Raw genomic sequence first — 13,915 nt, 5'->3', positions numbered from 1 at the left:
TTTGGATGGGATTTTTACAGCATATTCTTTCCATCTTCCGAGAAATTGCGCATAAAACACAAGTTTAAACGCCAGTAAAAGTCTTAGCAGTCGCCATTCCCTAAAAACCAGCCGCTGAAATTTAGCCGATAGCGACACAACCCGGGCCAAGCCCACAAGTACCCAGAAAATATTGAACGTCCAACTTGCAAAAGCGCCCTACGCCAGCGCTCCGGCCAATTTGCCAATCTCAACCATCTCCTGATCCACATAGCGATTGAGAGCTGAAATTGCCGGTAACAGTACCGTATCTGCGTATTGGCAACCGATAGCTTGCACCGGTTTTTGCCCCGCCTTTTCCGCCTGCTCCGGGGTGTGTGCCTTTCCCGCGCGCAAAAAATGCAGCAACAGATCGTAGCCCGGGCGCCAGCACTGCAAGTCGGGAAAGCTCTTTCTCAGTGCTGCGGCAATGCGCAGGCCCTCGTAGTCCAAATCGCCCCAGAAAAAAGCTGGCAGCGCTTCGGGACTCTCCCCGTACCACCAGGCTAAGAACTGTTGCCGACTACTAGCGCTCACCGTATTAAACGTACTAAAGCGCACCCCCTCCCGGTTGCGAATGCGCTCCGCCCCGCCCTGGTAGCCCTCGCTATACACCAGTGCTACACAGCTGGGCTGCCGCTCGGCCAAACTGATAAAAGTGTCCTGGTTTTCAATAAAAATTACCCGCTCAAATGACTCCGGCAGGTAGGTGTGCAGCAACAGTGGGCGCTCTTGTATTTTGCGGCTCAATTCGGGGTAGAGGTTGCGCACCAGGGACTGACGACTGGGTAATTCGAGGTATTTGGAATCCCCGTTAAAGCAGCGCGCGGCCAGTTGCCGCCAGGAAATTTTATCGGCAAAGATCAGCGCTTTGCCGACGGAGACCCAGCAGGCAATAATCTCTTCAACGGAGTTAAACCCCGGTTGCAGCTCCAAGCCTTCGAGGGGAAAAGCAGCGGGGTTTTCAAAGCAATCGGCGTAGGGTTCCAGCAAGCTGGTCCAGGCGGACTGGCGCACAGTCGGGGATGGGCGCTTGAGCCACTGGCGCAGCTGCGCCTCACTGGCATCGCGGAAAATTAACTGGGCCCCCTGCCACTCGGCAACACCCGGCCGCCTTTTCGGGTTGGGCTTTACCGTAAAGCACTGGTATTCCCGCGCAAATTTCTGCAACCCCCCCCACAGTTCCTGCTCATCCTGACCGGGGTCCCTGAGGGGCTCCAGCACTTCCTGCCAGCGCTTGCTGCCGGCGCGCAGATCCAACCTAAAGCTGATACGCGTTTCCTTGCCGCGCAGCAGCTGGCTATCCCGCCGGTCCAGAATAAAATTCAGGATGCCGAGTAACAGCGGGTTTTCCTCTACCCAATAGGGCAATGCCTTTTCCATTGCTTGCCTCCCTGCCAATGGCGGGGTCTCCCCCGAAAATACCTATCCCTCAACCAGGTCCATAAAATCCAGCGATGCCTGTTGGCGAATCGTGCGGCGGTGGTTGGCCCAGAGTTCGGCGATGCGCTCTTGGTTGCACACCTTGCGATCCACATACACCCGCGTATTCAGCTGGCCGATAGGCTTGGCACTGGGGCACTTACTGAATACAAACTGATTCGAGATCAGGTCCATAAAGGGCCCGGACTTACTGCTGGGCATAATAAACAGCAGCTGTAGGCCCAGGGTTTCAGTCAGGTAACGAATCACTTCCTTGGAGCGGGACTCATCCATTTTGGAGAAGGCCTCATCCACCAGCACCATCTGCAAATGGCTGCCACTCTCACCAAAGCGGAAGGCCGAAGTCACCGCTGCGGAGCGGATAATATAGGCCGGGGTTTCCAGCTGACCGCCGGAACCGGTGCCGTACTGGCTGAGGGCGATCGGCTCCTTACCTTCCGGTTCCTTATAGATCTCATAGCTGCGGTAGTTGCGGTAGTCGCTGATTCGATCCAGCTCGCGCCGCGCCACCTGCTCGTCTTTACTCAGCAGCATACTCAACAGGCGGTCGCGCACCTTGCGGTGCTTGGGCGCCAAATCCGTGTCGAACAAGCTCTGCTCTTCGCCCAAATTGGGCAGCTCGATCACCGCCTTAAAGAAGCTCCAGTACTCCTTAAATTCCGCCACCCACTGGTAGTCGAAACGGAAACGCTCGCGATCCGCGCCGAAGCGGTGGTGCTCCAGCTCTTTGTTCAAATCATCCAGCACGCGCTTACCGTCGTTAATAGACTGGTAAATAGCGTGACACAGGTGAGTTACAAACGTGGTATTGAAGGATTTTTTCAATGCCAGCAGTTGATCGTGGCGCTCCACCAACAGGTTATTCTTCAGGCGGTTGCGCAGGGTCTCTACCTGATCGCCGAGGCCGCTGATCAACTTGAACAGGTTGTCTTTGTGGCCGCCGCTCAAGTCCGGCTCAAACACCAGGGTATCGACACTGGCACAGGTGGCGTTGTATTCCATCACCGCGCGATCCAGTTGGCGGCTGTATTTTTCCAGCTGCCCCTGCCAACTTTCGATATCCGCTGAGAAGTCGAAGTTGTCGGCGGCGCGCTCCACCTGCTCGTCGGCAGTAATCAGTACTTGCTCGGCGTCGAAAGTGGGGTCGATGGCGGTAATGCGCCTTACCATTGCCTCGCTGTCACTGGCAGCATCGTCCAGGGACTCCAGCTCGCCAGACAGAGCATACAAGAGTTTTTCGTTGCTTCTTAGCTTGGTCTCCAAAGAGCCATGCTTGCGCTGGAGGTCCGACAACTGCTTTTGCTGATCTTTGAGCTGGGCCTTGAGTTCATCGACCTGCTGCTCGAACTGCTCGAAGTCCTTCAGGTCCAGGTTTTCCAGAGCGCGCTCGGCGCTGCGCCATTCGCGCTGGGCCGCCAGGGCGGTATCCACAATGGACAACAGCTTGATATTCGCCAGTCCGCGCACTGCATTGGTGACGCGGCGGTAGAGCTGGTGGCGCTCGTTGACGTGGGCGGCCTCTTCCAGCAACTGCTCCATAGCGCGCTGCTGCGCCGCCAGTGCGCGGGCGCGGGCGCCCTGGCCGAATACCAACTCGGCATCGTCCATATCGCAGCGCCACATGCTGTAGTTGCCACTGGCCATACCGTCGGCAGTCAGGCCCCGGCGGGTGCCGCGCAGCTCGTGTTCATCCTCCACCTGCACCACGGCACCGTAAGAGGCGCGCAAATAGTGCTCGGCAGTTTTATGGGTGAACTCCATCAGTTCGATAATGGAACCCGACGGTGTATCCAGGCGCTCCGCATCGCGGCGGGCTTTATCCCCCTGGATCACGCGGGCGCGGTTGTTGCGCCCGGGCAGGCCGCGCACTATGCGAATCGCGCGGGCCTCGTGTTCCGGCTCCACAATAATCGAGAAACGCGCGCCGCCCAGATAGCCTTCAATCGCCATCTGCCAGCGCTCATCCAGCACTTCCACATAATCACACAGGACGCGGGGCTCCGCCTCTGGGCACTGTTCGCGAATTGCGGCCAGGGCCACTTCCACCGATTGGGGGTAGCGCACGCGGTTGGCCTGCAGATGCTGAATGCGGCTCTCCTGGGTGCGCAGCTGCTTTTGCAGTTGCTGCACTTTTTGCTCCCAGCGGGAAGCCTGCTGGGCAATCTGCTCTTTGGGGGAAATCTCATCACTGGCGCCGGCTTTGCCACTGCTATCCAGCAGGTCGAACAGGCGGTTCTGTAGGGCTTCACTGCTGGCAGCGCGCTCGCGCAGTGGCTCCAGTGCGGCCAGGTCAATCCAGTCCTTGCCCAGCAACTTGTGCAGATCCGGCAGGTCTTCCTCGCGGGCCACCTGCTTGATCGCCTGTACCAGCGCCTTATCGGAGAAGGCGGGAATTTCCAGTTCGGCGGAGGTGGAGTTGAGCAGATTTAATAATTCTTCGGCGGCCTCGCGGTTCTCGCGCCAGCGGGCCTCTTCGGCAGACAGCGGGGTGTGCTGCTGGGACAGCAGGCTCAGGGCACTGTTAATGCGCTGCTCCAGTTCGTCCTTATTGCGCAGCGCATCGATACCCAGGCGCTGGGCTTGAAGCTCTACCAGCTGACCATTGAGCTGCTCGACGCGTTCGGAAGCGACGCGCACTTCACGCTCATTGTTGTCCAGATCGCTGCGCAGTTTTTTCTGGTCGTTCTTGCCGCTCAGATAACTTTTTTGCACCCGCTGCTGGCGGTGGCGCGCACACAAATATTCCTGCACCCGCAACTGCAACCACTGCTCCCGGTAGAGCTCTACCGACTGGGCGATGGCCTCCAGGGAACTGACCCGCTCCACAATCTGGCGGGCTTCCTGCTCCATGCTGTGAATGGTTTTCATCAGTTCGGAGACGGAGCGGATGGCATCACCCAGATCGCGTTTTTCCAACACTTCCTGGGCGACAAAATCGTTGATGCTTTTTACTGGCTTGTAGGCCATAAAATTGGCAAAGGTGCGCGCGGCGTGCATAGCCTCGCGATCGGAGACCGCATCGCGGCGTCCGCGCAGGGCACCGTAAAGGCGGCGCAGGTAGGCCTTTTTCTTGTCGTACTGCTCGACTTTTTCGAACTGTTTGCTCAGGACCTGGTTGAATTTATCCAGTGGCAGTAAATGTTTGCCATCGGTGTAATCCCGGACAAAATCCCCCATCACCAACTGTTCGCCGGGGAATACGAAAAAGCGCAAATCACTTTGGCGGGCCTGGGCGGGTTTACTGCTGTTATCCAGGTGTGCGCGAATACCCATCACTGCGGTAAAAGGCTCAGCGTCGTCTTCACCGCTGGTGGGATGAAAAATACCGGCGATGTAACAGTCGGTGGGCTCAACACGGGCATAGCTGCCGTCGTCACAACCCAACACGTAGGATGCGAGCGTGCGCACTTGCTTGCCGCCGCGGCCGCGCTGGGTGGTTTCATCCTGCCCCGGGTTAAAGGTAAACAGGGTGTCGTGGGCGGCGGTCATCAATGTCTGGATGGCATCGGCTGCGGTGGTTTTACCGGAACCATTGCCACCGGAAAACAGGTTGATCGGGCCGAAATCATATTCCAACTGCGGAATATTACCCCAGTTAATCAGGATCAGTTTTTTTAGGAACATAGTCTTTTCAAAAAAACGGTCTTTTCAAAAGCAGGGTCTTTTGGCAGGCGGAAAGCCACTACCCTTTTTCGAGGCCCCGGCGGTCGAGTATTTGTCTATTTTTTGTGGCCGTTGTTGCGGCCTCTATTTTTCAGCTAAGAAGCCGCTTCACTCTCAAATAAGCTGTGGTCTTCGACCTCTGGGGTGATGCGCGCAGGCGCCGGCTCTGTTTCCGCTTCTTCAAGCTCACCCACCTTATCGGTTTCGGCAACTTGGCTCTCTGCGGCGGGCGGGACTTCGCTATCGATCAGCTGGCGCAATACCGACTCGCTGACAAAGTGGGCGATGGTCGGGCGCACGCGCAGCCACACTTCCGCACTGGTCTCCACTTCTTCGCTGCTGAACTGCACCAAACGCAGCTGGCGCAATTTCTTCAGCAGGTTTTTGCGCTCGGCGTGTTTATCCGGCAGGGACATTTTCAGCAGGTTGCGCATGCCCAGCTCCAAGGCTTCCATTGATAGCGCGGCACAGCCGCTCTCATCCACCTGCCCTTCCCGCAGCGCTTTATCGTATTCCACGCGCAGGGCGAGAATCGCGGCCACTTCCTGCTGGCTGAGGCGGGCGCGGAAGCCGCCGTGGTGCGGCTCTTCCTGGTCCGGCAGGCCCGGCACTTCGGCGCCGGGCGGATACACGCGGATAAACTGGAAACGACTGTCGTGCTGCAAACGCAATCCCAGCGGGGCCAACCACTCGCGCACCAGCTGCTCACAGCGCTGGAAGCGATCGTAAAGGGTGGTTTCGATTACGCTTTCATCCCGGCAAATAACGCCGTAATCCAACAGGCGCACCAGCAGCTCAGAAAATTCACTGCGGTTCAGGCGGCACTGCGCCAGAGCCTCTTCCAAAGCCTGCTCAATCACGGTTTTTCAGCTCCAGGATATATTCGTCAAATTCGGTGAAATAGTCATTGCTGGCGATTTCACCGGTAAATTTCACCTGCAAGTCGGCGGCGCCGCTCTGGTTCACCGCCGCCGCTTCGATCACATGGCTCATAGCGAGCAGATCCCGCGCATCCCGCAGTGGCAGGTTGCGGCTATTGATCTGGCGGCCGGTGCCGAGGGCATCACTCAAGTAATCGCGCAGGTTACTGTTGTTGAAGTTAAACGCCTGGTCGAGCAGTTGTTGCAGCTCGATCTCGCGGCGGTTCTCCTCACCGATGGGGGTTTCATCTTCGACCCGGGTATTTACCGGTTGGCGGCGGTTGCGCTGCCACAGCTGGGTTTGCTTGGGGTCGAACAGGCGCAGCTGGAAGCCGCCCAGCTGTTCGCCCAGCTGTTCGAGGATATGTGTTTTTTGCTGGCTCTCACCGAGGCGCTGGCACAGGTCGGCAAACTCGCCCTCGGCCTGGCTGTGCAGGTAGCTGAGCTGGCGAATAATAATATCCGCGCGCTTGGTAAAGCCCTGTAGCGCGCGGCGCAAGGCGGGCAGTTTTACCTCGCAGGCGCGGCGCATACGGTCCTCGATAGTATCGAGCATCAGCCACAGCAGGGACTGGCCCGGCTGCATCAATTCCGGCAGCAGCTGGCGCAGGCGCTTCTCCCACTCCGCTTTCTGCATATCCTCCTTGCGGCGAATGCAGTCAATCACCCGGTTGATGGAATCGCGGTGCTTCTCCACGCTGTCCGCAGACAGGCGGATAGCCAGGTCCGGCTGGAAGCGGCTCTCCATAAAGGAGAAAAACTCATCGGTGGCCTGCTGCACCAGCAACTGGGCCTCCACCTCCCGCACCATTTCCCGCTTGCGCTCTTCCAGCTCAGCGATCATATCGGTGAAATCCGCCACGATACGCTCGGAGTATTCCCAAGCATCGATCAAGTCGTGGACTTCACCTCGGCTGGCAAAGGCTTCCAGGGCATTTAAGGTGTTGCGGGTATTGCGGTGGCGGGTGCGCACGCGGGTGCCGTTCACTTCCACTAGCGGCTGAGTGAAAAGGCGGCCCCGGCGGCTAAACGGATAGGTGGCGGTGAGCGTGGCGCTGTCTACCTGCTTCTCCAGCCAACCGTATTCCACCAGGCTGTTCAGTACCCAGACGGCCTGATCGCGCAGGTTGCGGAAGCGGCCCTCCGGGTCCTGCACGCCGTCCTCGCTATCGAGCTGCGGCGCGCGGGTCAGGGCCTCGGCAAAAATTTCCAGGATCTGTTCGCGCAGCAGAGACTCACCGTAGTCAGCCTTGGCGGTGTACAGACGCTCATACAAAAGACGCAAGCACTCGACCACCTGCTCGCGGTATTTACCGGTCAGCGGGCGGAAGAAGTGCTGATAGGAATCGACGAAGAACAACGACTATAGGCCCGCTTATTCTTCTTCCGGCTTCTGGTTGAAGACGCAGTACTTGGTGTAGTCGCGGGTATCGTCAAAAGTCCACTGCCCCTTGGGGATGCTATCCATTTTCTCACACCAGGCATCGGAACCCCGTTTGGGCTCGCAGCCGGTCAGTGCGATAAGGGCGATCACAGCGCTGGTCAGGACAAGTACTTTTTTCATGGTTCGCTTCTACAAATAAAATTCGAATGGCAGTTCCCCGGCAGCCACAGAGTGACAGGCCGGGGAATATCTATCGGTGTCTCGGGTCTATCCGTGTGAAGTGGGCCGCGCTATTCGCGGCGCCACTTGGTACCTTCGCGGCTATCCTCAAGCACCACACCTTTGGATTTTAACTCTTCGCGAATCTCATCGGCGCGGGCAAAGTCACGGTTCTTCTTACTCTGCGCGCGCTCTTCAATCAGGGCTTCGATCTCCTCGGCAGAAATACCCTCATCACCCCCACGGGCCTGCTTGAACCAGGTTTCCGGGTCCTGCTGGAGGATACCGAGCATATCTGCGGCGGCCAGCAACAAGCCCTTCAGGCGCGCTTTATCCGCCTCACCGGCCTTGTTCAGATCGCGGGCGATCTGGTGCAACTCACTGATAGCGATCGGCGTATTCAGATCGTCTTCCAACGCCTTGATAAAGGCGCTGTCGTTAAGATCTGCCGCTTCAGCCGCAAGCGCTTCCGTTTCACGCAGGGCACCATAGAGAGTGTCCAGGGTGCGCCACGCCTGATCCAGCAGGTCAGCACTGAAATTCAGCTCGGAGCGGTAGTGGGCAGACAGCAGTGCGAAGCGCAGTACTTCACCGGGGTATTGGCCCAGCAGGTCTTTGACCATGCGGAAGTTGCCCAGGGATTTGGACATCTTTTCGCCGTCGATATTCACATAGCCGTTGTGCATCCAGTAGCGCACAAAGTCCACACCGTTGGCGCAGCAGCTCTGGGCGCGCTCGTTCTCGTGGTGGGGGAAGGTCAGGTCGCGACCGCCGCCGTGAATATCGATGGTGTCACCCAGGTGCTTCTTGATCATGGCCGAGCACTCCAGGTGCCAGCCGGGGCGTCCACGGCCCCAGGGGCTATCCCAACCGGGCTCGTCATCGGCGGACGGCTTCCACAATACGAAGTCGCCGGCGTACTTTTTGTAGGGCGCCACTTCCACCCGCGCACCGGCGAGCATATCGTCGAGGGAGCGCTTGGACAGCTGGCCGTACTCCTGCATGGATTCCACGGCGAACAGCACATGGCCCTCGGCGGCGTAGGCGTGGCCCTTCTCCAGCAGGCTTGCGATCATCGCGATCATTTCCGGCAAGTGCTGGGTGGCGTAGGGGACAATATCCGGCTCCAGATTATTGAGCGCGGCCATATCCTCGTAGTAGGCCTGGGCGTAACGCGCCGACAGCACGCCGATTTCCTCGCCGTTGTCCCGCGCGGTCTTCATGATTTTGTCGTCAATATCGGTGATATTGCGCGCGTAAATCACATCGCTGAAGTTTCTTTTCAGTACCCTGTACAGGGTGTCGAACACCACTACGGGGCGGGCGTTGCCAATATGCACGCGGTTGTACACGGTGGGGCCACACACATACATGCGCACCTGATCTTCCACCAGTGGTACGAAGGGTTCTTTCTTCCCAGAAAACGTGTTGTAGACCTGTAGAGACATTTTTTTCTCGAATTCTTTTGGCTGTGTGGCTGGGCCAGTCATTGGCCCAGCCGCGAAAACTGCCGCTCGGGCAGCTCTCCGCTTGGCTATTTGTTTTGCTCTTTGGCCCAGCTGTCACGCAGGCCAATGGTGCGGTTAAACACCGGCGCTTCCGCGCTGCCATATTTGCTGTCGCGACAGAAGTAACCGTTGCGCTCGAACTGGTAGCCCTGCTCCGGCTCCGCCTTGGCCAGGCCAATCTCGGCCTTACAGCCTTTGAGGACTTGCAGGTTGTCCGGGTTTACGCTATCGAGGAAGTTCTTGCCGCCGGCATCCGGCGCCGCATCACTGAACAGGCGGTCGTAGAGGCGCACTTCGCAATCGACATTGTTGTCCGCAGACACCCAGTGAATAACGCCCTTTGGCTTAACGCCGTCGGCCGGGTCTTTGCCCAGGGTATCCAGGTCAACCGAGCAGATCACTTCAACAATGTCACCGGCCTCGTTCTTCACCACTTCTTCGGCGAAGATCACATAGGCGTTGCGCAGGCGAACTTTCTTGCCCAGCACCAGGCGCTTGTACTTCTTGTTGGCCTCTTCGCGGAAATCTTCTTTCTCAATATAGAGAGTGCGGCCAAACGGAAGTTCACGGGCCGGCAGATCGTCGCGCACCGGGTGGCCCGGTGCCGACAGCATCTCTTCCTGGCCTTCCGGGTAGTTTTTCAGGGTGATCTTCAAAGGCTCCATCACGCACATAGCGCGCGGTGCATTTTTGTCCAGATCGTCGCGAATGCTGTATTCCAGCATGCCCACATCGACGACTGAGTCGGAGCGGGTTACGCCGATCATCTCGCAGAAGTTGCGAATAGACGCCGGGGTAAAGCCGCGACGGCGCATACCGGACAGGGTCGGCATACGGGGATCGTCCCAGCCGTCTACATGGCCTTCGTCTACCAGTTGCTTGAGCTTGCGCTTGGACACCACGGTGTAGTTGAGGTGCAGGCGGGCAAATTCGTACTGGCGCGGACGCGCGGGCACCGGCAGGTTCTCGATCAGCCAGTCGTACAGCGGCTTGTGATCTTCAAACTCCAGGGTACAGATGGAGTGACTGATACCCTCGAGCGCATCGCACTGGCCGTGAGCGAAATCGTAGCTGGGGTAAATGCACCACTTGTCACCGGTCTGGTGGTGGGCCATCTTTTTGATGCGGTAGATGATCGGGTCACGCAGATTGATATTGGGCGCGGCCATATCGATCTTGGCGCGCAAGCTGCACTGGCCCTCTTCCATTTCCCCGTTGCGCATCTTTTCAAACAGCGCCAGGTTTTCCTCGACGGAACGCTCCCGGAAAGGGCTGTTTTTGCCCGGCTCTTTCAGCGTGCCGCGGTAGTGGCGAGCCTCTTCTGCGGACAGGTCGCAGACGTAGGCTTTGCCCTCTTTAATCAGGTGCAGCGCCCACTCGTACAATTGATCAAAATTATCCGAGGAGTATTTGGCCTCGCCATTCCACTCAAAACCGAGCCAGGAGACATCGCGCTTGATCGCATCGACAAACTCTTCCTCTTCCTTGGCCGGGTTGGTGTCGTCAAAGCGTAAATTACAGGTACCACCGAACTCCTGCGCCAGACCAAAATTCAGACAGATGGACTTGGCGTGGCCAATATGCAGGTAGCCGTTGGGCTCCGGCGGGAAGCGGGTCGCGATCTGCGTAACCCGGCCCTCAGTCAGATCTTCACGGATGAGGTTCTGTAAGAAGTGAGCTGGCTTGCTCTCGGATGTCATAGGATTCTCTTAATTTACAGCTGTGCGAACGTAAACGGCGAATTATAACCTAGTTAGGGAGCCTCTGAACAATTCCATAATTCTCTGCGGGCCTCGCAGGTTGTAGAGGTTGGGCGCAGCTCGCCGCAAATGGCCACAGTCCCCTGCAAGGGCTGCAACGCACTGTGGCTTTTAAGGCTCACCCTGCGAGACTTGCCGATTTATTCAGCGGTTTCTCAAGTCATAAAATATCGAATTTGAGCGGGTAATTTTCACGGAAAATCATTGCAAGTGTTTGATTTTTGTACAATTGACACAGATATTCCGACTCGGCATTTTACAGCCACAGACTACAAGGTATCATGCCGCCCCAAACAAACCCTCATAGGACATTTTATGATCACCCTGCACACAACCCATGGAGATATAGCCATCGAATTGGATTTCGAAAAGGCACCCAAGACTGCGGCCAACTTCTTGCAGTACTGCCGTGACGATTTCTACACCGGCACCGTCTTCCACCGGGTGATCAACAACTTCATGATCCAAGGTGGCGGCATGACTCCGGACATGCAGCAGAAGGAGACCCGCGACTCCATCGAAAACGAAGCCAACAACGGCCTGAAGAACGACACCGGCACTCTGGCCATGGCCCGCACCATGGACCCGCACTCCGCCAGCTCCCAGTTCTTTATCAACGTTAAGGACAACGACTTCCTGAACTTCCGCAGCGAAGACTCTCAGGGTTGGGGTTACTGCGTATTTGGTAAAGTTGTCGACGGCATGGACGTGGTCAACAAAATCAAAGACGTTAAGACCGGCAGCAAAGGCTTCCATCAGGACGTGCCCCTGGAAACTATCGAAATTACCGGCATCAGCATTTCTGACGCCTACGCCGATAAGTAATTCCACCGGTCAGCACTGACTCTAAGGCGGGGACATTGTCTACTTATTTTATTTCTGACTTGCACCTCGACGAAAAACGCCCGGATATTACCCGGGCGTTTTTTGATTTTCTGCACGGGCGGGCAGCCGGTGCCGAGGCGCTGTATATTCTCGGCGACTTCTTTGAAGCCTGGATCGGCGACGACGACGATGCCCCTCTGGTCGAAGAGGTTATTCGCGAGCTAAATCACTACAGCGCGAGCGGGGTCGAGCTGTACCTGATGCACGGCAATCGGGACTTCCTGCTGGGAAGCGACTTTGCCCGGCGCGCAGGGGCCACCTTGCTTGAGGACCCCACTGCACTGTCTGTCGGCGGGGAGCGCATGCTGCTTATGCACGGTGACAGTCTCTGCACCCTCGACAAAGAGTACATGGCGTTCCGCCGCCAGGCCCGGGACCCCAACTGGCAGCGGCAGCTGCTGAGCAAGTCCCTACAGGAGCGCCGCGCTATTGCAGCGCAGATTCGCATGGCATCCAAGAGTATGAACAGCCGCAAAGCGGAAGACATCATGGATGTGACCCAGGAAGAAGTGGAGCGCGTTATGCTCGAGCACAATGTGCATCGCCTGATCCACGGCCACACCCACCGGCCCGCCCGCCACGCGCTGACGTTCAACGGTGAAGCGGCGGAGCGTATTGTGCTGGGAGACTGGGATAAGAACGCCTGGTGCCTGAAAGCGAATAAAGGCTCGCTGGAGCTACTCCACTGGCCCATAGACTAGCCCCGCCTTTTGCATGGGGCGCCGCCCAATCGGCAGCGCTTCACGCAATACCTTCAACGTCCCCTGATCCCCTCCCCGATGCTACAACTCCACAGCGATAGAGCAAAAAGCCCAACCAAGATTTTCTTGATTTAAGCCGGCGGCCCGATGCATGATCGTTACAGAGCAAAAGGGACAGGAGTTCCATCCAGGTGATCAACAACCTGAATAAACGCGTATTGATTCTCGGCGGCTACGGTGATTTTGGTGCGCGTATCGCGCAACTGCTGAAGTCCGAGCCCAATATCCAGCTGATTATTGCCGGCCGCAGCAAGGCGCTAGCGGATGAGCGCGCCCGGGCACTCGGTGGACTGGCGGAGGGCCTGCGCCTGGAGCGGGACTCCGTCAACCTGGCCGCACAACTCAAAGCCCTGCACCTGGATCTGTTAATCCACTGTGCGGGCCCCTTCCAGAGGGAAACCGATTACCGGGTTGCCAAAGCCTGTATCGAGGCGCGCACCCCCTATATCGACATCTCCGATGCGCGCCGCTTTGTATGCGACTTCCACCGCCTGTCGCCAATGGCCGAAGCCGCCGGTATTGCCATGGCATCCGGGGCCAGCAGTCTGCCCGGGCTCAGCTCGGCAGCCCTGGCAGAAATCCAGCAGACACTGCCGGTTATCCACTCAATCCAGATCGCCATCGCCCCCGCACATAAAGTTGAGCACGGGCTCGCTACGGTACGCTCGGGTTTTGAGTCCCTGGGAATGAGCTTCCCCCAGCTGCGCAAGGGGCGCTGGCGGGAGTCTTTTGCCGGCAACCACTTGCGCTCCGTAACCCTGGCCCACCCGGTGGGACGGCGCTGGCTGTGCGACTTTGAAGTGCCAGACCTGGAACTGTGCCCCAAACACCTGCCAGGACTATCTAGCGCAGTATTCTCTACGGGCACAGAGCCCCTGATACTCCAGGCGGGCCTATCCCTCTGCGCCCAGCTCTCGCGCTTAAGCCTGCCGACAACCAGCTCTCAGTTCGCACGCATTGCCCACAAGCTCAGCGCCCGCTGGCCCGGTGGCAGCCTCCATGGCGGCATGATTATTCGCGCTACGGGAGAAGACAGCGAAGGCAAAAGAGTCGGCAGGCAGTGGCAGATCCTCGGCCTGGATGGCGACGGCCCCTGGATTCCCGCAGCGCCGGCCGCCGCCCTGGCGAGAAAATTCCTGCGCGGCGAGATGGCACAGCGCGGCGCACACGCTTGCTGGCAACTGCTCACACTGGAAGAAATCCTGGCCGAACTGAAGGATTACTCCGTGGTCACCGCCATTGAGACTTTGCCGACCGAGCAGTGCGCCCCACCCACCCTCACAGCCAGCTAAGGGGCCTCTGAATTATTTAGAGCCCCAATACTCGGTCTTATCGAGGCAGCTTCTGCACAAAT

Annotated in this window: 10 protein-coding genes; 3 read left to right on the top strand and 7 right to left on the bottom strand. The window is 58.0% G+C overall.

What is annotated here, in order from left to right:
- Nucleotides 1-198 precede the first annotated feature (198 nt).
- The 7 genes from ACJJIK_RS01445 to ACJJIK_RS01415 all read right to left on the bottom strand — a co-directional run bounded on the left by ACJJIK_RS01445 (nt 199) and on the right by ACJJIK_RS01415 (nt 10,855).
- Nucleotides 199-1,401 (bottom strand): hypothetical protein, encoded by a 1,203-nt coding sequence (locus ACJJIK_RS01445; protein ID WP_444931555.1) that lies wholly within the window; start codon nt 1,399-1,401, stop codon nt 199-201.
- Between the two features lie 42 nt (nt 1,402-1,443).
- A complete protein-coding gene (locus tag ACJJIK_RS01440; RefSeq protein WP_444943969.1) occupies nt 1,444-5,085 on the bottom strand; it encodes an ATP-binding protein in 3,642 nt (1,213 codons plus the stop codon).
- Between the two features lie 134 nt (nt 5,086-5,219).
- Entirely contained in the window at nt 5,220-5,984 is a 765-nt protein-coding gene (locus ACJJIK_RS01435) for a DUF4194 domain-containing protein (protein WP_444943968.1), read from the bottom strand.
- Nucleotides 5,977-7,404, bottom strand: a complete 1,428-nt coding sequence (locus ACJJIK_RS01430) for a Wadjet anti-phage system protein JetA family protein (RefSeq protein WP_444943967.1) — start codon at nt 7,402-7,404, stop codon at nt 5,977-5,979. Before ACJJIK_RS01430 ends, ACJJIK_RS01435 begins: the two co-directional genes overlap by 8 nt.
- A gap of 15 nt (nt 7,405-7,419) precedes the next feature.
- Entirely contained in the window at nt 7,420-7,608 is a 189-nt protein-coding gene (locus ACJJIK_RS01425; RefSeq protein WP_444931558.1) for a DUF3012 domain-containing protein, read from the bottom strand.
- Nucleotides 7,609-7,718: 110 nt separating this feature from the next.
- Entirely contained in the window at nt 7,719-9,095 is a 1,377-nt protein-coding gene (gene cysS, locus ACJJIK_RS01420; RefSeq protein WP_444943966.1) for a cysteine--tRNA ligase, read from the bottom strand.
- 86 nt (nt 9,096-9,181) lie between these two features.
- Nucleotides 9,182-10,855, bottom strand: a complete 1,674-nt coding sequence (locus tag ACJJIK_RS01415) for a glutamine--tRNA ligase/YqeY domain fusion protein (RefSeq protein ID WP_444943965.1) — start codon at nt 10,853-10,855, stop codon at nt 9,182-9,184.
- A 375-nt stretch (nt 10,856-11,230) separates the two neighbouring features.
- Here ACJJIK_RS01415 and ACJJIK_RS01410 point away from each other — a divergent pair, with 375 nt between their 5' ends.
- From ACJJIK_RS01410 to ACJJIK_RS01400, 3 genes are all read left to right on the top strand, one after another.
- The gene (locus tag ACJJIK_RS01410) at nt 11,231-11,740 is read left to right on the top strand and encodes a peptidylprolyl isomerase (RefSeq protein WP_108733726.1); all 510 of its coding nucleotides are present in this window, start codon (nt 11,231-11,233) and stop codon (nt 11,738-11,740) included.
- A 35-nt stretch (nt 11,741-11,775) separates the two neighbouring features.
- The gene (locus ACJJIK_RS01405) at nt 11,776-12,501 is read left to right on the top strand and encodes a UDP-2,3-diacylglucosamine diphosphatase (protein WP_444943964.1); all 726 of its coding nucleotides are present in this window, start codon (nt 11,776-11,778) and stop codon (nt 12,499-12,501) included.
- A gap of 191 nt (nt 12,502-12,692) precedes the next feature.
- Nucleotides 12,693-13,853: a saccharopine dehydrogenase family protein gene (locus ACJJIK_RS01400; RefSeq protein ID WP_444943963.1), complete on the top strand. Its 1,161-nt coding sequence runs from the start codon at nt 12,693-12,695 to the stop codon at nt 13,851-13,853.
- Nucleotides 13,854-13,915: the final 62 nt, after the last annotated feature.

The organism is Microbulbifer regidiadema (SeqCode), from assembly GCF_052466995.1.
The sequence above is the reverse complement of the archived record's forward strand: the minus strand, read 5'-3'. Positions and strand labels throughout refer to the sequence as shown.